At 68.9% G+C, this 21,021-nt stretch carries 21 protein-coding genes; 7 read left to right on the top strand and 14 right to left on the bottom strand.

The window, feature by feature from the left end; genetic code table 11:
- Positions 1–60: 60 nt before the first annotated feature.
- Complete coding sequence (locus A3CU_RS0119250) at positions 61–1,197, bottom strand: mandelate racemase/muconate lactonizing enzyme family protein (RefSeq protein WP_027943691.1); 1,137 nt, start codon at positions 1,195–1,197, stop codon at positions 61–63.
- Positions 1,198–1,341: 144 nt separating this feature from the next.
- Between A3CU_RS0119250 and A3CU_RS0119245 the strand changes: the two genes are divergently transcribed.
- The 3 genes from A3CU_RS0119245 (at position 1,342) to A3CU_RS45510 (ending at position 3,525) form a co-directional block, all read left to right on the top strand.
- The gene (locus tag A3CU_RS0119245; protein ID WP_027943690.1) at positions 1,342–1,992 is read left to right on the top strand and encodes a GntR family transcriptional regulator; all 651 of its coding nucleotides are present in this window, start codon (positions 1,342–1,344) and stop codon (positions 1,990–1,992) included.
- Positions 1,993–2,283: 291 nt separating this feature from the next.
- Positions 2,284–2,670, top strand: coding sequence for a ribonuclease domain-containing protein (locus A3CU_RS0119240; protein WP_211246459.1), 387 nt, complete (start codon positions 2,284–2,286; stop codon positions 2,668–2,670).
- 246 nt (positions 2,671–2,916) lie between these two features.
- Positions 2,917–3,525 carry a hypothetical protein gene (locus tag A3CU_RS45510; RefSeq protein ID WP_043841708.1) on the top strand — a complete coding sequence of 203 codons (609 nt, stop codon included), beginning with the start codon at positions 2,917–2,919 and terminating at the stop codon, positions 3,523–3,525.
- 9 nt (positions 3,526–3,534) lie between these two features.
- Here the strand turns inward: A3CU_RS45510 and A3CU_RS0119225 are convergent, their stop codons facing one another.
- The 12 genes from A3CU_RS0119225 to A3CU_RS0119170 form a co-directional block, all read right to left on the bottom strand.
- On the bottom strand, positions 3,535–4,800 hold the full coding sequence (locus tag A3CU_RS0119225) for an NAD(P)/FAD-dependent oxidoreductase (protein ID WP_027943687.1): 1,266 nt from the start codon (positions 4,798–4,800) through the stop codon (positions 3,535–3,537).
- 71 nt (positions 4,801–4,871) lie between these two features.
- Positions 4,872–6,020, bottom strand: a complete 1,149-nt coding sequence (locus tag A3CU_RS45505) for a PucR family transcriptional regulator (protein ID WP_063628853.1) — start codon at positions 6,018–6,020, stop codon at positions 4,872–4,874.
- 171 nt (positions 6,021–6,191) lie between these two features.
- Positions 6,192–7,106, bottom strand: coding sequence for an alpha/beta fold hydrolase (locus A3CU_RS0119215; RefSeq protein WP_027943686.1), 915 nt, complete (start codon positions 7,104–7,106; stop codon positions 6,192–6,194).
- A gap of 61 nt (positions 7,107–7,167) precedes the next feature.
- Entirely contained in the window at positions 7,168–7,851 is a 684-nt protein-coding gene (locus tag A3CU_RS0119210) for an isochorismatase family protein (RefSeq protein ID WP_425388266.1), read from the bottom strand.
- The gene (locus A3CU_RS0119205; RefSeq protein ID WP_027943684.1) at positions 7,826–8,524 is read right to left on the bottom strand and encodes an SRPBCC family protein; all 699 of its coding nucleotides are present in this window, start codon (positions 8,522–8,524) and stop codon (positions 7,826–7,828) included. The genes A3CU_RS0119210 and A3CU_RS0119205 overlap by 26 nt, the downstream gene beginning before the upstream one ends.
- Positions 8,521–9,033 (bottom strand): (2Fe-2S)-binding protein, encoded by a 513-nt coding sequence (locus A3CU_RS0119200; protein WP_027943683.1) that lies wholly within the window; start codon positions 9,031–9,033, stop codon positions 8,521–8,523. The genes A3CU_RS0119205 and A3CU_RS0119200 overlap by 4 nt, the downstream gene beginning before the upstream one ends.
- The gene (locus A3CU_RS45500) at positions 9,030–11,483 is read right to left on the bottom strand and encodes a xanthine dehydrogenase family protein molybdopterin-binding subunit (protein ID WP_043841706.1); all 2,454 of its coding nucleotides are present in this window, start codon (positions 11,481–11,483) and stop codon (positions 9,030–9,032) included. Before A3CU_RS45500 ends, A3CU_RS0119200 begins: the two co-directional genes overlap by 4 nt.
- Positions 11,480–12,484 (bottom strand): FAD binding domain-containing protein, encoded by a 1,005-nt coding sequence (locus A3CU_RS45495; protein WP_084143379.1) that lies wholly within the window; start codon positions 12,482–12,484, stop codon positions 11,480–11,482. The genes A3CU_RS45500 and A3CU_RS45495 overlap by 4 nt, the downstream gene beginning before the upstream one ends.
- Positions 12,485–12,568: 84 nt before the next feature.
- On the bottom strand, positions 12,569–13,987 hold the full coding sequence (locus A3CU_RS0119185) for an MFS transporter (RefSeq protein ID WP_027943682.1): 1,419 nt from the start codon (positions 13,985–13,987) through the stop codon (positions 12,569–12,571).
- Between the two features lie 31 nt (positions 13,988–14,018).
- Positions 14,019–15,290 carry an FAD-dependent oxidoreductase gene (locus tag A3CU_RS0119180; RefSeq protein WP_027943681.1) on the bottom strand — a complete coding sequence of 424 codons (1,272 nt, stop codon included), beginning with the start codon at positions 15,288–15,290 and terminating at the stop codon, positions 14,019–14,021.
- Positions 15,291–15,429: 139 nt separating this feature from the next.
- Complete coding sequence (locus A3CU_RS0119175; RefSeq protein ID WP_027943680.1) at positions 15,430–16,203, bottom strand: maleate cis-trans isomerase family protein; 774 nt, start codon at positions 16,201–16,203, stop codon at positions 15,430–15,432.
- Positions 16,204–16,211: 8 nt separating this feature from the next.
- The gene (locus A3CU_RS0119170; RefSeq protein WP_027943679.1) at positions 16,212–17,258 is read right to left on the bottom strand and encodes a 2,5-dihydroxypyridine 5,6-dioxygenase NicX family protein; all 1,047 of its coding nucleotides are present in this window, start codon (positions 17,256–17,258) and stop codon (positions 16,212–16,214) included.
- 159 nt (positions 17,259–17,417) lie between these two features.
- Here A3CU_RS0119170 and A3CU_RS0119165 point away from each other — a divergent pair, with 159 nt between their 5' ends.
- The 4 genes from A3CU_RS0119165 to A3CU_RS0119150 all read left to right on the top strand — a co-directional run bounded on the left by A3CU_RS0119165 (position 17,418) and on the right by A3CU_RS0119150 (position 19,571).
- Positions 17,418–17,918, top strand: coding sequence for a MarR family winged helix-turn-helix transcriptional regulator (locus tag A3CU_RS0119165; RefSeq protein WP_027943678.1), 501 nt, complete (start codon positions 17,418–17,420; stop codon positions 17,916–17,918).
- A 131-nt stretch (positions 17,919–18,049) separates the two neighbouring features.
- Entirely contained in the window at positions 18,050–18,295 is a 246-nt protein-coding gene (locus A3CU_RS54565) for a hypothetical protein (protein ID WP_245617213.1), read from the top strand.
- 194 nt (positions 18,296–18,489) lie between these two features.
- Positions 18,490–18,786, top strand: a complete 297-nt coding sequence (locus tag A3CU_RS0119155) for a hypothetical protein (protein WP_052371869.1) — start codon at positions 18,490–18,492, stop codon at positions 18,784–18,786.
- A 38-nt stretch (positions 18,787–18,824) separates the two neighbouring features.
- Positions 18,825–19,571: a hypothetical protein gene (locus tag A3CU_RS0119150; RefSeq protein WP_156960423.1), complete on the top strand. Its 747-nt coding sequence runs from the start codon at positions 18,825–18,827 to the stop codon at positions 19,569–19,571.
- 116 nt (positions 19,572–19,687) lie between these two features.
- Here the strand turns inward: A3CU_RS0119150 and A3CU_RS0119145 are convergent, their stop codons facing one another.
- Entirely contained in the window at positions 19,688–21,019 is a 1,332-nt protein-coding gene (locus tag A3CU_RS0119145; protein WP_027943675.1) for an MFS transporter, read from the bottom strand.
- Positions 21,020–21,021 lie beyond the last annotated feature (2 nt).

The following is a 21,021-nucleotide window of genomic DNA, read 5'->3' as shown; positions in this document are numbered from 1 at the left end:
CCAGAAGTACGGACGCCTGCTCGTTGAAAGAAGAAAGAGAAATGGATCGCGCGCGGTCGCTTACGGTGTCACCAAGCTCCGGCCGCCGGTGTAACGGGCAAGGCGCTCCTCGTCGAGGTCGATACCCAGTCCCGGGGCTTCGGGAATCGCCAACTGCCCGAGGTCGTCGAGCCGCCAGTTCGACGTCAGGATGTCGTCCACATAGGGCGAGCCGGTCTTGTACTCGACCAGATCGGTGGCGGGCAACGCCGAGGCCAGGTGCAGGTCCGCGGCCAGGCCGATCGCGGTGTTCCACCCGTGCGGGACCAGCCGCGCCCCGAATTCCTCGGCGAGCCAACCGATTCGCCGGCTCTCGCTCAACCCACCGCACTTGGTCGTATCGGGTTGCACGATGTCGAACGCGCCCGCGCTCAGAAAGGGAGTGAAGGCCTGCCGCCGGGTGAGTACCTCTCCACCGGAGATCGGAACCGGGGACGAACGGCGGAGCGCCACGAAGTCGTCGAGCGCGTCCGGGGGGAGCGCTTCCTCGAACCAGGCGACGTCGTAGTCGGCCAACATTTGCGCGGTGCGCAACGCCCACTTGTAGTCCCCGCGCCAGTAGGCGTCGCTACCGCCGGCATCGACGGCGAGGGTGGCGGTGGGTCCCACCGCCTCGCGCGCCGCCTTGACGATCGCTTCGTCGACCGCGTACCCGCGCCGGCCGAACGGTCCCCAGCCGATCTTGAACGCCCGGAATCCCTGTGCCGCCAGAGATCGAAGGTGGTCGGCCAGCACCTCGGGTTCATCCATCAGGACCGACGCGTAGGGCGTGACGCGGTCCCGGTGGCGACCGCCGAGCAGCCGGCCCACCGGTTGCCCCGTCGCCTTGCCGAAGAGGTCCCACAGCGCGATGTCGATCGCGCTGATCGCGTGGGTGATCGTGCCTCCGCGGCCGAGCCAGAAGGTGTGCTGGCGGAGCGTTTCGGTCACGCGCTCGGGTTCGAGCGCGTTGGCGCCCAGGCACAGCGGCGTGAGCACCTCCAGCGCGGCCTTGACCAGCGACTCACTGGTGAACGCGCTGCCGATGCCCACCAGGCCCTCGTCCGTGTGCACCGCCAGCAGCGTGTGCACGACGTCGTCGGCCTGCAGTTCGTTACTCCAACCACCCTCGGGGGTGGCGCCGCTGAGCCCGACCGCTCGAATCTCGCGAATCTTCACGAGTCTCCTCATCGGTTGGAAGGGAAGGAAGTTCGTGGCGCCGGCACCGTGCGGCCTTGCGCCGCGGCGAAGTGTAGAACCGATTGTCGACACTCGTCAACGCGCTACACTGGCCCACGTCGTCGACGACGGAAGGAAGTGCCCATGCACGGCGAGTCCCTACCACGCCTGACCCCGGCGTCGCGTCGCCACCAGGTGGCGGAGGCGCTTCGTGACGCGATCACCGGCGGACAGCTTCAGCCCGGGGACCGGCTGCGCGAACCCGATCTGGCCGACCGGTTCGGCACCAGCCGCGCCCCCTTGCGGGAAGCCTTGCGCCAGTTGGAAAACGAGGGGCTGGTCGCGTCCTCGCCGTACCGAGGCACCGTCGTGCTCGGCATCTCGCAGACGGAAGTCCAGGAGATCCTGCTCCCCATCCGGCTCACCCTGGAACGGTTCGCGGTGCGGCACGCATTACCGAACCTCACCGGCGAGGACTTCGCGGAACTGGAGAAACTGACTCAGCGCATGCGCGAGTCGGATGACGATTTCGACGAACTGGCGCAGGCCGACGTCCGCTTCCACGAGGTGCTGGTGGAACGTGCCGGCCAGCCCCACTGCGCCCAGATCTGGCGCATGATCCAACCACGGATCTGGGCCTACTTCCGACGCGACGCGACCGCGCACCCCTCGGCGACGGTGGTCGCCGACCAGCACGCGCGCCTGCTGACCGCGCTGCGCTCCGGCGACGAGCGGAAAGTGCTCACCGCGCTCGACCAGCACATCAACGATATGCCAGGGCGCGCGCAGCAGTAACTTTCCAAACCACACCCGCCAAACACGCGCCCGAATAATCCGGCCGCGTTTGTCGCCCGGGCGCCGCAGCCGATGTCCAGGACGCGGCTGGTGCCGGTGAGCGCGGCGGCCCGGAACATTCAGCAAGCGCTTTCACTAACACCTTTGCCCGGATGAGTACCTGTGGTCGTCGGCGAGGGAAGGTGTACAGGCCGGCCGCGAGAAGCCAAGAACTAACACAAAGTCGGTTGTGCTGGTTAACAACGACCGATCACCATGGTGCTGCCATTCGTCCGACTACGGAGGTCCGCCATGTTGCGAAGGTCGCTGTCGGTTCTCGCTCTGCTGTTTGCCCTCTGCACCACTGTCCTGACCACTCCAGCGAGCGCCGCCGTCTACAACACTTGCTCGGTGTCCGGCTGCTCCACCGCGAAGACTGCTTACAACGGCTGGCAGCAGTTGGGTTTCCCGCGCACGTCGGGCTGGTACGCCTGGCCTTACGGTTCGTACAACTACACCGGCGGAAGGTTCTACAACCGTGAGGGCCAACTACCCGCCGGCGACACCTTCTACGAGTACGACGTCAACCCGCGCCCGAAGGGTGCGGCCCGGGACGCCGAGCGCATCGTGCGGGACGTGAACACCGGCGTGGTGTGGTATTCGCCCGATCATTACGCCAACTTCTACCGCATCGTCTGACACCTGACCCCGTCCGGTCTCGGCCACCGACCTCGGAGTCCAGCTTCCCGGGGTCGGTGGTCCAGCCCTTCATCGGTGCGGAAGGGCGTGAATCACGCAGAGTGGGTCACCGAAGGCAAACCGCGACAAAGAAGGCGGGCTCCGGCAGGTAAGATCCCCGGGTCCGGCACGGCGCCGGCACGGCGTCGGCCCAAGACCAGCACGGCGGCCGGTTCCGACGGCACGATTTTCACCTGAGGGATATCGATGACCTATCCACCCGCACCCGAGCAGTACCCCAATTCCGGCGGTTTCTCGCAACCGCCCGGCCAGTACCCGGGCATGCCGCCTTCCCCGGGTGGTGTCGACCCCCAGCCGAAGCCCAGCGGTGGTACCGCGCTCACTGCTGCGGCGTTCGCCATAGCCGGGACGGTCTTCGGGATCATCTTCGCGATCGGCAACTTCGACTCGGCCGGGTACGACGAGCTCGGGGGGATCGCCTTGATGCAGGGCATCGCCTACCTGATAGAGGTGGTTACGCTCGGCCTCGGCGCGACCCTGCTGTTCATGCGCAAGGCGCTGGGACGGTGGCTCGCTCTCACCGGCAGCGTGGTCCACGTCGTCCAGTGGATCATCGCTGTATTGAGCGTGGCGTCCGCCCTGAGCATCCCCGGCCTCGGGTTGGGGGGTCCCATCGCGGTCCTCGTCATGTCGGCCCCGGCGATCGCAACCGCGGTCCTGCTGATGGTTCCGCTCACCGGCCGCTGGCTCGCCTGGGGCAACCAGCCACAGCCAGGCCAGCAACCGGCTTACGGGACGCCACCCATGCCCGGCCAGCAGCCGGGGTATGGGCAGCAGCCGCAGAACTGGTCGTGAGCACGCGACTCACCGAAGTGGGTCGAAGGAGCGCAGAAGGTCGTCGGTCTGGTTCCGGGTGATCTGGGCGGCGAGTAGTTTTCCGGTCAGTGGGCCGAGGGCGATGCCCCACATGCCATGTCCACCCGCGACATGGACACCGGGTGTGCGGGTCCGCCCGATCAACGGCAAACCGTCGGTGGTGCAAGGACGCGATCCCACCCACTCGGCGGTGCGGGCCGACCAGTCGACCCCGCGCAACATCGGTTTCGCCGCCTCGATGATCGCCCGGACCCGGCGCGGGTCGAGCGGATCGTCGGGGCGGCGGAACTCCATCATGCCGGCCACGCGCAGTCCGTCGGAGGGCTCGCCGAGCGGCGTGCACGCCACCCGTTGAGTCGGCAGATAGAGCGGGTTCTTCGGGGTCTGCTCCGGATATACCGTGAAGCTGTAGCCGCGTCCGGCTTGCACGAGACGACGCACCCCGTGCCGGCGAGCCAGGTTCCCCAGCCACGAGCCGTTGGCGATCACCACCGCGTCGGCCTCCATGGAGCCGCCGTCGGCGAAACGGGTCACGACGCGCGCCCGGCCACCGCGTTCCACCGCCACCACGTCCCGTCCCGTGACGATCTCACCCCCGCCGGTCTTCACGGCGTCGGCCAGCGCGTGCACGAACTGGCCGGGGTTGATGAACCGCTGGCCGGACATCGTGATTCCACAGTGGACACCTTCGCCGAGTGCCGGTTCGAGCTCGCGGACAGCGTCTCGGTCCAGCAGGGTGTACTCGATGGAGCCACCGCGCTCATTGACATGGCGGAACTCATCCAGCAGCACGCGCCGGTCGGCCTCGCGGGCGAAGGCGGCCAGGAACGGAGTGGCCGCCTTCGTCGGGGCCTGAACCGGAGCAGGCGAGCCGGTCAGCTCATCGAAGGCATCGAGGGCGGTCGCGTTGGCGCGGATGAACACGTCCAACGCCCGGCGCCAATGCGACTCGGTGCAGTGCCGGGCGAAACCGGTCAGGAAGCGGGCCAGCCGGGGAACCGCCGTCGGCGGAACGTAAACCGGCGACTTCGGGCTGAGCGCCGCCCGGACACCGGTGGCCAGGATGGCCGGCTCCGGCAACGGCAACGTAAGAGCCGGAGAAAGCCAGCCCGCGTTGCCCCACGAGGAGCCGGCCGCAACGTCGCGCTTGTCCACGACAGTCACTTCGGCGCCGTCGCGTTGTAGGTACCAGGCGGTCGCCAGTCCGACCATGCCCGCTCCGATGACGATGACCTTCTGTGTGCTCACGCCCATGATCTTCGGCCAGCACGCCCTCGTTGGGAGTGGCCGTTCGGCTACCGGTCTCCGCCCCGTCTTGTGGGATTTCACAAGGGCCCCGGCGAGCGGCGGACCGCCAGGTGAACCATGAGGGCCAGCTTCGTCGCGGGATCTTCCGGGTCCACTCCGCAGACCTCGCGAGCCCGCCGGATGCGGTTGCGGATGGTGTTGGGATGGACGTGCAGTGCCTGCGCGGCGCGGAGCACGTTCTCCGACTCGGTGAGGAAGGCATCGACCGCCGGGACCAGGCCGGTCTCGTGCTCCTCGTCGTGTTTCTCCAGCACGGTCAGCGGGCTGGCATCGGCATGCGCCATGAGAAAGCCACGTAGCCGGTCGACCAGCAGGTCGGTGAACACCTCCGGCAGCCCGGCCACAACTGAAGGAGATCGCCGGCGAACGAGTGCCCCGGCCACTTCGGCGGCCAGCGCGGCCGACCGTGGCAGGTCGCCGGCTCCGACGGCCTCGCCGATACCGGCGACCACGTCCCGGCCACCGGAAACCCGCGTCAGGAAGTCCCCGATGATGCGCTGTGCCGAGCCGGACGCCATCACGCAGTAGAGCGTGTCCTGACGTAGCGCGCAGATGGATTGGGGCGCCACGGCACGCAGGTGCAGCGTCAGTGGCCCGTCGAGCTTTTCCGCGTCCAGCGGGGAGTGGCCACGCAACGCCACGACCACCAGCCGCTCCCCCAGCCCGGCTTCCCCGGCGGCTCGCACGGCGACCTCACCGCCGGCCAGCAGACGGGCAAGCAGCGCGTCCCGTTCGCTGGCCGCCTGGTCCGCGGCACGGCGGGCCAGCCGCACGTGCCGGGCGATCACCGGTGCGGCGGTTTCCAGCACGGCCGCCTGCTGGGGCGTGGGCGGAGCGTCCAGCGCCGCCCAGATCGAGCCCAGCAGCTCGCGACCGCTACGTAGCGCCACCACCGCCCGCGGGGTCATGCTCATCTCGGGCAGATCGACCACGATGACCTCGTCGGTCTGGCGCAAGCGGTCGAACACGCCGGCCCGGTCGATGGCCTGCCGGTAACGCGCCGGCACCTGCCGGTTGAGAATGGTCTCCACCCGCACGGTATCCGCCCCATGGTGGTCCCCCGCGTAGGCGACGACGATCGTGTCCGGGTCTTCGATGGTGACCGGGCACCCGAGAAGGCCGGCGAGGTCCTGCGCCAACCCGAACAGATCAGCGGTGTCTGTCACGGCGCAGCCGCCTATGCCGGCGCTGAAGTAGCGCGTGTTTCAAAGGTGGGTGATCTGCTCGAGACGACCCGTCGCGCGCCCCTATAAAACACAGACTGGCGACTATCACGACGCCACGTCTACCACACTTCTCTCGGGAACGCGTGCTCGGCAACACCCGGTCCAGCGAGGCTAGATGAGCTTTTTCAGTGCGTTGCGCGCCGCGGCGAGGGCCGCGTCGGGGTCGTCCCAGAAGATCATGTGTCCGACTCCGGGAACCTTGACGAGTTCGGCGGCGGGATTGGCCCTGGCCGCCTCCTCGGCACCGGCGGCGGTGACGACGGGGCTGTCGCCGCCGTAGATGAGAACGGCGGGCGCGGGAACCTTGGGCCAATCCGCGAAGAAGTCCTCTGACTCGAAACCGGCGTGGGTGGCCGCGATCGCGGTGCGGGAGCACGAGGCGAGCCAGCGGGCGCGCAGTTCCTGCTCCCGCCGGGGCCAGCGGGGCCAGGACTGGGCCACCTCGTCGGCGTCGGTGCCCCGGCGGGCCTGGTCGAGCTGTCCGAGGAAAGCCTCGAGCGTGGTGGGATAGGGGTCCCGGCCGGGACCGCTCATCGGGGGATCGACCAGGACGGTGCCCCGGAGCTCGTGGCGTCCGGTGGCCGCGGCCAGCGCGACGATCCGCGCGCCCATGGAGTGTCCCAGCAGGATGGGGCGGTCAAGCTCCAGGCCGGACACGACGGCATCGACGTCCGCGGCATAGCTCGCCAGGTCGTAGCCGTGCAGCCCGCCGCTCTCGGCCGTGCCATCGAGGGCTGGTGGGTTGTCGGAAAGCCCCCGGCCGCGGATGTCGAGGACGAGCGGGCGTACCAGATCCGCCAGGCCTCGCGCCACGAAGTCCATCGTGACCGCGGGGCTGGTGATGCCGGGCAGCAGGAGCACCGGCACGCCGTCGGCCGGCCCGTAGTCGAGCACGTGCAGCCGTAGCGAGCCCGACCGCACCCACCGGCTGGTCGCCGGGAGGTCGCCGAGATCGGCCAGCGCCGGCTGGCTCAGAGTGCGCAGGGCGGGCGGTTCGGCCGGGATCGAGGGCAGCGTTCCGGTCACGTCAAACCTTTCTGTCTCGGGAAGCGGCGCCGCATCCGGCCGGCCCCCGCTGGTCGTTGCCTCAGGCAGGCAGGGAGTCGAGGTAGGTGAGGGCGTCGTCGAGGCCGACGACGTCGGCGTACTTGGCTTGCAGGTCGAACAGCGCGGCATCGTGTGGTCCTCGGGCCCGGTCACCGCATGCCTCTCGCACGACGAGGGTGTTGAACCCGGACTGCACGGCGTCGACCGCGGTGGCCCGGACACAGCCGGAGGTCGTGGCGCCGCAGACGAGCACCGTGTCGGCGCCCTGGCCGGCCAGCAAGGCGGCCAGCCCGGTCCCGTGGAACGCCGACGCACCCTTCTTCAGCACGAGATGGTCGTCGCGGCGGTACTCGAGTCGCGGATCGAGAGCGACCGCCTCGCTTCCTTCGCGCAGGGACCGCATGCCCGGCGCCTTGCGGAGCCAGGCAATGGCGTCGCCCTCGGCCTCGGCGACGGTATAGCTGATGGCGGTGTAGATCACCGGGACCCCATGTTCCCGGGCCGCGCTCACGAGAGCGGCCGTCGCGGTCACCTCAGCGGTGAGGTCCGCACCGGACGGGAAATCGGGTTCGGTGAATCCGCGGGTCAGGTCGACCACGACCAGTGCCGGGCGGCGGCCGCGGGGCACGGCGGCGCCGAAACCGGCCCGGTCGTAGGTGGCGTCGGTGTCGGCTCCGTGCAGGCCGGCGGGTCGGTCGTCATGAACAGGCACGCTGGCGGGCACGCTGCAACTCCTTGATCAGTTTGTCCTGGGTGCGGATCCTGCCGAGAAGCCAGCCCTGGAAGAGCCCGAGTACAGCCGCGGCCGCCACGGCCGCGTACCGCTTGGCCCCGGGCGGAAGCAGCATGGCCAGCCCGTCGAGTGCCTCGCCGTCCGCGCCGGCCGGCGCCACGGCCTGGACCGGTCGGGCGCTGCTGGCGGCAGCTGGACCACCCGCGGGAGCCGTGGCGCCCGGCTGTGCCAGCAGCTGGGCGAGATTACGGGCGAACTGGTCGAGTAGCCGGTTGGAGACCGTGGTGATCGCGCCCTTGCCGAACTGGGCGATCTTGCCGCGGATGGACAGGTCGGTGCGCAGGTCGAGCGCGGCTCCACCGGGAGCATCACGCACGATCAGGACGACTTCGGCTTCGGCGTCTCCGTTTCCGTGCTGGTCCGCTCCGCGGGCCAGCAGGCGCAACCGGCGTTGGGCGGTGTCGACCTCGGTGAACCGCACGGTGCCGGAATAGGCGGCGCTGATCGGACCGACCTTGAACTTGACCCGGCCGGCGTAGGCGTCGCCGTCCTTCCCGTCGAGGACCGCGCCAGGCAGGCAGGTGGCCACCCGTTCGACGTCGTTGATCAGGGCGAACACGGTGTCGGGGTCGGCCGGCAGGTCGACGTGGTTTTCCAGGATCACGGTGTTGTCGCTTCCTTTTCGGGGTGAGGACAGGCGGCGCGCCGGCGAGCCGCGGTCGTGGAGATCGCATCGACGATCGTCTGGTATCCCGTGCAGCGGCACAGGTTCGCCGAGACCGCCTCCCGGATCTCCTCGCGATCGGCGTCCGGTCGTTCGGCGAGGAAGCCCTCGGCGAGCATCAGGAACCCGGGAGTGCAGAACCCGCACTGCAGCGCGTGGTTGGCGCTGAAGGCCTGCTGCAGATCGGAAAGCTCGCGGTTGGTCGCGAGCGACTCGACCGTTCGGATGTCGGAGCCCTCGGCCTGCACGGCGAACATCAGGCAGGCCCGCACCGGTGCGTCGTCGACGAGGACGGTGCAGGCGCCGCAGACTCCGTGTTCGCACCCGACGTGGGTGCCGGTGAGACCGAGATCGTGGCGCAGGACGTCGAGCAGGGTCTTCCGGGGCTCGACGACGGCCTCGTACTCCGTCCCGTTGACGTTCAGGACGATCAGGTGCCGGTCGCTCATGATCGCGTACTCGCCTCCTTCCGGGGTGGGATCTGGCTCTGGCCGGCACCGTCCAGCGCGGCGAGCACGGCCCGCGGGTGCACGGGGGTGGCGTCGAGTTCGACGCCCGTGTGGCGCAGCGCGTCGTTGATCGCGTTCAGCACCGCGGCCGGGGCACCGATGGTGCCGCCTTCGCCGGCTCCCTTGGCGCCGTTCTCGGTGAACGCGCACGGCGTTTCGAGGTGGGAAACGCTGATGTCGGGGATCTCGGTAGCGGTCGGCACGAGGTAGTCGATGAAACTGGCAGCCGACGGTTCACCGTTGTCGGCATAGGTGACTTCCTCGAACAACGCTCCGGCGATGCCCTGGGCGATCCCGCCCCGGCATTGTCCGTCGACGACCTGCGGGTGGATCACCACGCCACAGTCCTCCACGCAGGCGTAGCGCAGGATCTTGACCTGACCGGTGCCCGGGTCGGCCTCGACGACCACCGCGTGGGTGGCGTTGGAGAACGTGCCGTCGCCCGCGACATCGAAGCTCGCGGTCGCCGACAACGTCGGCTCGACGTCTTTGGGCAACAGGTGGCTGCGTAGGTAGGCCACATCGGCGATGTCCTCAAAGGACAGACGCCGGGCCGGGTCGTCGATCTGGACAACGCCGCCGTCGCCGTCGAGGCGGACGTTGTCGGGACGGGTTTCGAGAAGGTGCGCCGCGATGGTGCACAACAGCTCGCCGAGGCGCCCAGCCGCGACCGACACCGCCGAACCGCCGATGGTGACCGAACGCGACGCGAAAGTCCCCCAGCCGTAGGCGATGCGCTCGGTATCGCCCTGGCGCAGCTTGACCTTGTCGACGTGAACTCCCAGCCGGTCGGCCACGATCTGGGCGAAGGTCGTCTCGTGCGACTGGCCGTGGTTCATCGTGCCGCTGGTCACCACGACCGAGCCGGTCAGATCCATCCGGATCTCCGAGATGTCGAACCCGGGAACCACCTTCATCTTGCGTTTGGCGAAGGCCTCGGACCCGTAGCCGGTCCGCTCCGAGAAGCAGCAGTAGCCGATACCGATGTGCCGGCCCTCGGCGGCGGCCCGTTCGCGGACTTCGTACCAGCCCTCGTCACGGAGGGTGGCCTCGGCGAGGTCGAGCGACTCCCGGTAGGTGCCGGGGTCGTAGGTGACCAGGTTGACCCCGGTGTAGGGAAACTCGGTGATCACGTTGCGCCGGCGGATCTCGACGGGATCGATGCCGAGCTCGCGCGCGGCTCGCTCCATGACCCGTTCGATGGCCAGGACGTACTGGGGCCGGCTGACGCCGCGGTACGGCGCGGTCGGTGCCTTGTTGCTGGTGATCGCGCGGGCGCGGACCCGGTAGGCGGGCACCTGGTAGACGCTGGGCATCTCGGCCGCGGCCATCAGCGGTTCGATACCGGCCGTGAACGGGTAGCAGGAGTAGGCACCCATGTCGCACACGACGTCGACGTCGAGGGCGGTGATCCGTCCCTCGGGGTCGAAGGCGGCCCGGGTGCGGTAGCGCTGCTCCCGGGCGAGGAACCCGGCGGTCAGCGCCTCCCGGCGGTCTTCGATCCACTTCACCGGCCGCGCCAGCAGCCGAGCCGCCGCTGCCACCGCGATTTCTTCGCGTCCCACCACGCATTTCTGGCCGAATCCGCCGCCCATGTCGGGGACGGTGACCCGCACGGTGCGCTCCGGGACCCGCAGCGACCGGGCCAGCACCGTCCGCACCTGGTGCGGTACCTGCGTGCAGGTCTGCACGAGCAACTGCTCGTCGCGGTCGTCCCAGGAGGCGACGACACCGCGCGTCTCGAGCGGCAGAGCGTTCTGCCGTCCGCTTCGCGTGACGACGTCGACCACGCAGCCCTGCCCGGAGCCGGCGGCTTCGAAGGCGGCGTCCACGCCGGGCGTGTCGAACATCGACACGTCCAGCAGCACGTTGCCCGCAGCCTCCTCGTGGACCAGCGGAGCGTCCTCGGCGAAGGCGGATTCCTCCGAGACGATCGCCCCGAAGGACTCGTAGGTCACGACCGCGGCCTCGATACCGTCCTCGACGAGGTACGGGTCGCGGGCGACGATCAGCGCAACGGGCTCCCCGACGAAACGCACCTTGTCCCGGGCCAGGATCGGCATCGCGGTGGGAACGAACTCCTCAGGCGGGCGGTCCAGGAGCGCGACGATGTCGCCGAGGTCGAGGTCCGCTGCCGCATACGCCGCGACAACGCCTTCCACCTCGCGGGTGGCGGACAGATCCAGCTCGGTGATCCTGCCGTGCGCGACGGTGGAGCGGACGAAGCCCGCGTGCAGCATCCCGCTCAGCTGGATGTCGTCGACGAACCGTCCGTGGCCGGAGAGCAGGCGCGGGTCCTCGCGCCGCGGGACGGAGGCCCCGACCCAGCGGCCGCGACGCCCGTCGAACCGGGGCGCCCCGCTCGGGGCATCGATGTCGGCTCCGGTCATCCCTTCGCTCCTTCTTGTGCCTCACACGCCGGCGGGCTTGAACCGCGCTCAGTGCCACCGGTCACTCGAGACGCGGTGCCGGTCGCGCGTTCTTGCACCGTTTCTTCTGCCGCCGGTTTCCGCCATGCCTGTTCGAGGGCCCGGGTGACCAGGGTCCGGGTCAGCCGGCGACGGTAGGCCGCGTCATCCGGTGGGTCGATGGCCGCCGCGGCGGCCTCGCCGCAGGCGGCGAAGAGTTCCGGCCCGGGTACGCCACCCGCCAGCACGGCCTCGGCCTCGGGAACCCGGATGGGCGCGGGGGCCACGCCGCCGAGTACCACCCGGCCTCCCACCAGCGGGCCCGGCCCGTCCGGGTCCGCGGGGTCCACGTCCAGCGAGACCGCCGCGTCGACGATCGCGAAGTCACCATGGCGGCGGGCGAACTCGGTGAGAGCGGCGCGGGGTGCGGGGCGGGTGAAGCGGACCTCGATCACGACCTCGTCAGGTTCGACGGCGGTGGCGTAGAAGCCGTAGAACATCTCCGCGGCGGGGATTTCCCTCCGAGCGCCCGGTCCGTCCGGCCCCTCCGCGACGATCACGGCGTCGAGCAGCAGCGCCAACAGGCACCACTCCGCGGTGGCGTCACCGTGCACGATGCTGCCGGCCACGGTGCCCCGGGCCCGGATGGGCAGGTGACCCACCCACCGCATGGCCCGGGAGAGCACGTCGAAGTCCGGGCCCAGGGTGTGGCCGGAAACCTCGACCTTGCGGTGGGTGACCAGCGCACCGATCCGGAGTCCGGAGTCGTCACGCTGGATGGAGGTCAGCGCCGGGTCACGGCGCAGCGGCCCCAGATCGACCAGAGCGCTCGGGCGGGCGAGCCGGAAGTTCATCATCGGCATCAGGCTCTGGCCGCCGGCGATGAGTTTCGGGTCCTCGCCCGCCTGGGCGAGTTCTCCGAGCAGGCCGGTGGCGTCGGAGACGTCGTGGGCACGGTGATAGGTGAAGGCGGCCGGCTTCACGGGGTTGGCCTCCTGGCTGCGGTCGGACAGCGACCCTCCTGACAGCGAGTGCGGGGCGCCGTCAGCGGGTCTTCGGGGACGGGGTCAGGGGGTCTTCGTGGACGGAGCGGGCTCGGTGAGCGGCTCCTGGGCGGCACCTCCCGGCCCGGCGGAATCGGCGATCCGGTCGAGCTCGCGGCCCCGGGTCTCGGGCGCCGCCACCATCATGAACACGACCGCGGCGACCACGAGCGTACCCAGCACGGTGAAGGTGAGCGGCAGGCCGAGTACCGGCCACAGGACGCTGCCGAACAGCAGCGGAGCGAAACCGGTCAAGGCGCGACTCGACGACGACGCCCAGCCGAATCCCGACGCACGCAGCTCCGTCGGGTAGAGCTCGGAGACGTAGGCGTACATCACCGGGATGACCACCAGGGAGAACAGCCCGAAAGCACCGAGGGCCACGACCGCCGCGGTTGGCGTCTTCAGCAGCAGCGAGAACACCACCAGCGTCAGCGCCGCGAGCGGCCCGGCTATCGCGACGATCCGCTTGCGGCCGACCTTGTCCACAAGGAGCACGGCCAGCGCGACGCCCACGATGCCCAGCGCGTTCATCAGCGCGGTCGAGTTGAAGGCGGCGGCTTCCTTGAACCCCTGGGCCTTGAGGATCGACGGCATCCAGCTCAGCGCGGCGTAGTACACCAGCATCACGGTGATGAACAGCGACCAGGCCACCGCCGTGATCCGGGGGTTGTAGGCCCACACCCGGCGCAGCTGGTCGAACGCGGCCGCGGCGGCCCCGCCACGAGCGTCCTGGATCACCGGTGCCGGGATCGTGTAGGACTGCGGCGCCGCCCCGGTTCGGCGGACGAGATCGTCGATCACGAGCCGGGCCTCGGCCTCGCGGCCCTTGCGGACCAGGTAAAGCGGCGACTCGGGGATATTGCGCCGGGCCCAGAACAGCAGCAGCGCCGGCAGGATCATCAGGACCAGCATCCACCGCCAGTTCCCGTGCACCGGGAGCAACGCGCTGGCCGAGACGCCCGCCAACGTGGTGCCGACCGGCCACCAGCCGTCCATCGCGGACAGCACCCGGCCCCGATGGCGGCGGGGTGAAAATTCACTGACGATCGCGTAGTCGACGGGAATGCACCCACCGAGCCCGACCCCGGCCAAAAACCGCAAAGCCAGGAAGATTTCGATGTTGGGCGAAAAGGCCCCGAACACGGAGAACAGGGCGAACACCAACAGCGTGACGCTGAACGCCCGCTTGCGGCCGATGCGGTCGGCCACCGTGCCCCACGCGACCGCACCGACCGCCATGCCGATCAGGTTCGCGGTGGCGACCAGGCCCTTCTGCCCGGGCGTGAGCCCGAACTCGGCCCCGATCAGCGGGGTGAGGAACCCGTTCAGGGCGACGTCCCAGGCGTCGAACATGTAGCCAAGGCCGCCGATGAGGAAAATCTTGCCTTGTACTCTCCATCGCCAGGGCAGGTCCTGGACGATCTGATCTCCGGTACGCATCAATCGATCGCTCCGTTGCGACAGCTCTGCGTCAGCGCGCGAACTGGTAGTGGATGGACTCGGTATCGGGGTCGGTGAGGGGGGTTCCGTTCCAGAGCCAGTCGTAGGACACGTCCGACTCACCGTCGAAGCGACGCAGCTTCTCGTCGCGTTCACGCTGCTCGGGGCCGTCTGGCAGGTGGTAGAAGCTCATGTTCTGCAGGGACGCGTCCTGGACCATGCCCGCGTGCTTGGCCCGCCGGTCGACGTAACGGATCAGGGCTTCGTCGATTCCGTTGCGCGTGGCCCGGCCGAGTTCCTCGGCGAGCACCGCGCCGTCCTCCATCGCCTGGGAAGCACCCTGCGCCTGGTACGGCAGCATCGCGTGGCATGCGTCACCGAGCAGAGCGACCCGGCCATCGACCCAGACGGGATCGCGACGCCGGCGATACATCGCCCAGACCGACACGTCCTCGTCCTTGGCCTTCGACAACATGGCCGGCACGCGGTCGTCCCAGTCCTGGTACTCCGCGGCGAGCTGGGCCGCGGTGGACGGGCCGCTCCAGTCGCGGGCGATCGTCTCGCTGCATGGGACGATCGCGACGACATTGAGGTATTCACCGCCTCGGATCATGTAGTGCACCAGGTGTTTGTCGGGGCCGTACCAGATGGTGGAGTGGTAGCGGTCGACCAGGAACCGGGTTACCGGGTCCGAAGCGACCAGGTCTCCGGGAATCAAGGCACGGTAAGCCATCTCGCCGGAGAACACCAGGGTGTCGTCGAACCCGGCCAGATCGCGCACGGCGGAGCGGATGCCGTCCGCGCCGACCACCACGTCCCCGGCGAACCGCCGGCCATCGGCGGTGATCACCGCCGGGCGAGCCGGATCGGTGCGGTCCAGCTCGACCACTCGCGCCGAGGTCGCCACCTCTATCGCCGGACCGGGCACGCCCGGATCCAGGCAGGCCTCGAGCAGGACCGCGTGCAGGTCGGCCCGGTGGTAGTGCCAGTAGGGCGCCCCGTACTGGTCGATCACCCGCTGTCCCAGCGAAAGCTGGGCGATGATGCTGCCATCGGCCCACCGCCGGCGGACCTGGTCCAGTGGCTCGGTCCGCACGCGCTCGAGCTGGGCACGCAGTCCCAGCCCGATGAGAATCCGGCTGGCGTTCGGCGCGGTCTGGATGCCCGCGCCGATCTCGCCCAGTTCCGGCGCCGCTTCGACCACGGTGACCCGCAAGCCCCGCTGCCGCAGCGACAGCGCCGCGCACAGGCCACCAAGGCCGGCACCGACGACCACGACTTCGAACGACTGACTTGCCGCCACGCTGACCTCCTTGTCACATCGTTCCGCCGCACGGCGGCGACGGGCGTCAATAAATCCGAACACGTACTATCCGAATACGCAAGGTTTTCTTCCGGCGCATCCGGAACTCGCGCGCCCGGCCGTCCGGGCGCGCGGGTCATCAAGCCGGCGCGGCAACCGCTCCGCTGAGCAGCCGGCCGGCGCCGGGAACACGGGGTTCGAGCCCGAGTTCGGTCAGGATCCGGAACGTGGTGGCGGTCGCCGCCGACAGCACCGGGATGCCCACCTCGTCCTCCACGGGCTGGATCGAGGGCAGCGACGGCATCTGCACGCAGGCCGACAGCACCAGAGCGTCTACATTGGACAGGTTGAGCCTGCGGTGATGCTCGCGCAGGTCGGCCGGGTCCAACCGCGCCACGGCGAGATTGTCCGGCACCTCCAGTGAAAGCGCGTCCACCACCTCGACCCCGGCGTCCTCGATGTACTCCGCCACCGCCTTCGTCAGCGGCTTCATGTACGGAGTGATGATCGAGACCCGGCGAGCGCCGAGCGCGGCCAGCCCGGACAGCAGCGCCCCGGCGCTGGAGATCACCGGCGCGGTAGCACCTTCGCCACGCAGCGCGCGGGAAATGTCGGCCTCCGCGGTGCAGTGGTAACCGGGCCCCTGGGCCATGATCGCCACCAGGCAGGCGGTGGCCACGACATCCGGCCGGGCATCGGCCAACTCGGTCGCCGCGCGCTCGGCCTGTGCGTTCATCGCCCGCAACTGTTCCGGGGTGACGTGCTGCATCCGGGCACGGGCGGAATGGAAGATGAACCGGTTACCGGGATCGACCTCCTCCCGGGCACGCAGCATCCGCGGCAACTCGGTCTCCATCGTGAGGTTCGAGCTGGGCACGATCATCCCGATGTGATGGTCGCGCGGCGCCTCCATGCCCGCGCTCACCGGCGGCCCACCGGACGCATCTCGGGCACGGTCAGCTCGCCCGCGTCGACGATCAGCTCGTCGTCCAGGTAAAGCGAGTTGCCGCGCATCGGGATGTCGAAGTGGCAGGGCGTGTCGTTCGGGCCGCCCAGTTCGTTGTTGGGGCCGATGGAGAACATGACGTTGCCGTAGAAGCTGCGCAGTTCCATGCCCATCCCACCGGGGAACTGGGTGAGGCCGTGCCAGTGCGCGCGCTCGTCGAGTCCCCAGCCGACATGGCTCATGCCGTAGCCGCGCGGGTCCTCGAAGCTCTCGATGTAGGAGCGCAGCAGGTCGGCGTCCAATCCGGACGATCCGGCGCCACCGCGGATGTCGCGGATGAAGCCTTCTTCGATGGTGATCTCCACCGGGGTCTGGACGTAGGTGTTGAAGGGCAGGAGAACGTCCCCCGGCGACAACACGATCTTTCCGTCGACACCGTCGTCGGCGCCGCCGGTGAACACGAACGCGGCCGGCCAGTGATCCCACCGGCCGGGGGTGTCCGTGTAGCCGTACTCGGACAGCGTGGGGTACACGCCCAGCTTGTAGGTGACGTCGGTGCCGGCCGGGCTGGTGATCCGCATCGTGCCGGCCTTGGCCAGCAGCTCGGCGCCGATCTCGACCCGTTCGCGCAACTCCTTCGTCGGCATGAGCCGGGCCAGCAGCTCCGGCGGCTCCACGGCGGTCAGGATGCGGGTGCCGGCATCCTGGATCGCGAACTGCTCCTTGCTGAACAGCAGGAACGTGCAGTCGACGACCATGTCGACGTTCTTGAGCGCCTCCACCGCCCGTGGGATGTTCCCGAGCCCGGAGTCGCCTACCGCCCACGCCCCCGACGCGCTCGCCGGCGAGGGCAGTCGCATGTGGAACGTCGCGGCCCCCAGCTGCTGAGCGGCCCACAGGAAGGCGTCGGCGTACTCGGCGCGTTCTCCGCCCCGGGTCAGCACGACCACCGTCTCACCCTCGTGCACTCCGGACAGGCGCAGCTGCTGCAGGCAGATGTCGTTGAACAGGTTCTGATCCATCGTTGACCACCTCCTGCTCTAATCCGAACACGTATTATCCGAACACGCAAGGGTTGGTTCCGGCCAGGTCGCGGCGGCAGCCCGGACACGGAGGGAACAATCCGGGCACGTATAATCTCAGTGAACTGGGGACAGGTCTGGGCAACGCGGGGAGGACGGATGGGTGAGCCGGCGAAGTCGGACCAACGCGGCCGGAAGAACCCGGCCGCTCCCCCGCCCGGGCCCCCCTCCGACCTGCTCGCCGCCCCCGGATACGGGGCTCGCCGGATGTACCAGGCCTATCTCGCGGCGTGGAACCGTCACGTCGACTCGGTGCTGACGGGCCCGCAGTTCGCGGTGCTCTCGGCCGTCCGCGCCTACCCCGAACGGGACCAGAGCTCACTGGCCGGAGCCGTTGCCCTGGACACCTCGACGATGGCCGACCTGTGCCGCCGGCTCGAAAGCCGAGGCCTCATCCGGCGCACCGAATCCCCCCGCGACGCCCGGCGCAAGCTGCTGTCGCTCACCGACGAGGGCGCGGCGGTACTGAGCGAGGTGAACCGGCGCGCCCGCCGGCTGGACAGGGCGCTGCTCGAAGGTCACGATATCGACGTCGCCGCAATGCTCAACACGCTCGGCGCACGCTGGGAAGCCACCGCCGCGCGCGACGACCTGGACTGAACCTCGGCGTCGACGCGGCATCAGTGCCGGTGCGACGTTGCGGTGACGGTGCGCGTGCAGACTTTCCGGCATTCCCGTCGGGCGGCATGTTCCTGGCCCGGACCACGATCGGAGAGGAGCATGTCGCCGGTATGAAGAAGGTCGTCCTCGTCGCTTCCGTTGCTCTTGTCCTGTTCTTCCTGATCACCCGGCCGACGCAATCGGCCGACGTGGTGCAGACATCCCTCGGCGGCCTGCGCAACGGCGCCGATGGGCTCGTTACGTTCGTCCACAACCTGTTCGGGTCGGGATATTCAGGCAGTGACCACTATTCCGGCAATGACCACTATTCAGGTAGTGAGAACGCTGGCGGTGGTGAGGTTTACACCATCCACTAGTACTCCAGTCCGCACGGTTCCCGGGCCGGCCGTTACCCGGTCTGCGGCGTCCGATGCCAGTGCCCGGCCTGGTCAGCCACCTGCCCACCAGGCACGAGGAGACCATCCCGGCTTGACCCGGTATCGCGGTGCAGGGTCTACCGTCGTGGTGTGCGGGCTCGTTTGACCGGCGCAGACGAGGTGGGGAGCAAGCGGTGGGGATGACGTCGACCGAGGCCGGGCTCTCGGGCGGGCGAGTCCGGGTGCAACTGCTGCGGGTGCCCGATTGCCCGTTGGTCGGGCAGGTACGCGCGACGCTGCAGGAATGCCTTCTCCTGTCACCTATCCCGGTGGTCGTGGAGGAGTTGGAAGGGCCGTACCCGTCGCCCACCCTGCTCATCGACGGCGTGGACGTCGCCACCGGGAAGGCCCCATCCCGCGATGCCTGCTGCCGTCTCGATCTGCCCACGCGGACGCAGATCCTGGACGCTTTGCAGAGGAGTCGGCCCTAACACTGAGGCCTGCTCGACGTCATGTGGTACAACGTGCCGTGCCGTTCAAGAGCAAGAAGTTGTGGATTCTCGGCGCGGTGGCCGTCGTGGTACTCGCGGGTATCGTCACCACCGGCGGAATTCTCATCGCCGACCAGACAGAGAAGACCGGTGCGGCAAGCGCCGGCGGTGGGGACCGGCCAAGTCATCGAGCGGCCCCGAATTGGCCAGGACAGTACCCGCTGGCCGCTGACCTGAACAGCCTGTGTCCCGTGCTGGACACGGCATCGCTCAACGATATCGCACCGCAACGAAACGACAATGCGGACAACGGTAGAGCTGAGCAGAGCGAAAAACTGCTCTTGGGATGCACTTCGAAGCTGGACAATCTCTCGGCACACCCTTCATTCGAGCAGATACGAAACGTCGACCTCATAGCGACGGCGAACGTAATGAAACCGAGTGAAACAGCCAACGATATCGCAACCAGGTACCAGGCGGTCTCGGAGAGCGCGAAGGACGCTACTGACCGGTCCTCTCTCGTCTCACAGAATCGGACTACCGATGAAGGCGCGCTCCCCGGAGTCGGTGACGAGGCGAGTTTCACGTTCGCGTCATCCCTGGACCGAGGCGCGGGAGAACGCTACATCGCGCTCTACACCGTCGTCGTTCACCACGGCAATCTCGTGCTGCGATTACAGGGCACCTGGGCGCGCAAGACCGGTCCGTGGACCGTCGAAGAGGTTTCCGCGCCCATGCGGGACATGGCGATTTCCATCATGGACGGCCTGCACACACAACGCTGATAGCGCAACATACTGCGCTTCCTGTTCGGCCGCAGATACCGATCAGCGTGCGCACAGAGAGATCGCCGCGGGGGAGCTGACCCCCGCGGCGATCTCTCTGGTCTGTGGCCGGCCCGCTATTCGACGGCGTCCAGGTCCACGCCCTTGGTCTCCCAGCTAGTCGCCACGGCCAGTACGGTGATCGCCATCGTGATCACCAGGTAGGCGACCACGGTGCCGGAACCGAAACTGGTGACCAGCCAGACCGCGATCAGCGGTGCCGGCGCGCCGGCGATGATCGACGAGCCCTGGAACACCAGCGACGACCCGGCGTACCGGTGCTTGGTGGGGAACAGCTCGGTGATCCAGCTGGCCTCGGAACCGGCGAGCATGCCGTGGAAGAAGGCGCCCACGCACACGCCGACCCACAGCATCGGCAGGCTTTCGCTTTGCACCAGCCAGAAGAACATCGGCGCCCACACGATCAACACCACCGCCGGCACCAGCATCGCCGACTTGCGGCCGACCCGGTCCGACCAGGCGCCGCCGGAGATCATGCCGATGAACTGGGCGACCGACGCGAACGTCACGGCCAGCATCACATCGCCGCGGGTGTAGCCGAAGGAGCTGGTGGCGTAGGCAATGACGAACACCGTGTAGACGTAGAACGCGACGTTCTCACCGAGCCGCATGCCGAGCCCGTGCAGCAGGGCGCGCGGCTTGGCCAGTGCGGCGAGGATCGACGAGCGCTCGCTGCCCTTGGACCGGTCCGCGGCATGCTTTTGCGCGGCCTGGAACACCGGCGACTCCTCGACGCTGCGGCGCAGCCAGAAGCCGATGATCAGCAGCGGGATGGCGAACAGGAAGGCCACCCGCCAGCCCCAGGTTTCGAACGACTTTCCGGGGAAGGCCGTGGTGAGCACGGTGACCAGCACGGTCGCCAGCACGGTGCCCAGCGGCGCTCCCGCCTGCGGCCAGGACGCCCAGAAGCCGCGGCGCTTCGGCTCGCCGTACTCGCTGACCATGAGCACCGCGGCGCCGAACTCGCCACCCAGCGCGAAGCCCTGGATCATCCGCAGCACGACCAGCAGCACGGTCGCCCAGATGCCGATCTTGCTGTAGGTGGGCAGCAGGCCGATCGCGGCGGTCGCCGTACCCAGCAGCAGGAAGGTCGCCACGAGCATCGGTTTCCGGCCGAACCGGTCGCCGAGATGGCCGAACACGATCCCGCCCAGCGGGCGGGCGACGAACCCGAGCCCCTGGGTGGCCAGCGCCAGCAACAGTTTCGCCACCCCGTCGCTGCCCGGGAAGAACAGCGGGCCGAGAACGGTGGCGGCAAGCACGCCGTAGATCGCGAAGTCGTACCACTCGAGCACCGCGCCGGCCATGCTGCCGGCCAGTACCCGGCGGAAACCAGTCGGCGAGGTGGGCGGTTTCGCGGGCGCGACGGCGCGTTCCGCTGACGCCATTG

Origin of the sequence: Amycolatopsis taiwanensis DSM 45107, from assembly GCF_000519205.1 — a bacterium.
Lineage (GTDB): Bacteria > Actinomycetota > Actinomycetes > Mycobacteriales > Pseudonocardiaceae > Amycolatopsis_E > Amycolatopsis_E taiwanensis.
This window is presented reverse-complemented; position numbering and strand designations above follow the sequence as displayed.

Coding starts and splice junctions, on each gene's coding strand:
- A3CU_RS0119200 (WP_027943683.1), bottom strand. CDS start 9,033: ATGAGCGACCGGCACCTGATCGTCCTGAACGTCAACGGGACGGAGTAC.
- A3CU_RS45510 (WP_043841708.1), top strand. CDS start 2,917: ATGACCTATCCACCCGCACCCGAGCAGTACCCCAATTCCGGCGGTTTC.
- A3CU_RS0119245 (WP_027943690.1), top strand. CDS start 1,342: ATGCACGGCGAGTCCCTACCACGCCTGACCCCGGCGTCGCGTCGCCAC.
- A3CU_RS0119145 (WP_027943675.1), bottom strand. CDS start 21,019: ATGGCGTCAGCGGAACGCGCCGTCGCGCCCGCGAAACCGCCCACCTCG.
- A3CU_RS45500 (WP_043841706.1), bottom strand. CDS start 11,483: ATGACCGGAGCCGACATCGATGCCCCGAGCGGGGCGCCCCGGTTCGAC.
- A3CU_RS0119185 (WP_027943682.1), bottom strand. CDS start 13,987: ATGCGTACCGGAGATCAGATCGTCCAGGACCTGCCCTGGCGATGGAGA.
- A3CU_RS0119175 (WP_027943680.1), bottom strand. CDS start 16,203: ATGGAGGCGCCGCGCGACCATCACATCGGGATGATCGTGCCCAGCTCG.
- A3CU_RS0119170 (WP_027943679.1), bottom strand. CDS start 17,258: ATGGATCAGAACCTGTTCAACGACATCTGCCTGCAGCAGCTGCGCCTG.
- A3CU_RS54565 (WP_245617213.1), top strand. CDS start 18,050: ATGAAGAAGGTCGTCCTCGTCGCTTCCGTTGCTCTTGTCCTGTTCTTC.
- A3CU_RS0119165 (WP_027943678.1), top strand. CDS start 17,418: ATGGGTGAGCCGGCGAAGTCGGACCAACGCGGCCGGAAGAACCCGGCC.
- A3CU_RS0119225 (WP_027943687.1), bottom strand. CDS start 4,800: ATGGGCGTGAGCACACAGAAGGTCATCGTCATCGGAGCGGGCATGGTC.
- A3CU_RS0119240 (WP_211246459.1), top strand. CDS start 2,284: ATGTTGCGAAGGTCGCTGTCGGTTCTCGCTCTGCTGTTTGCCCTCTGC.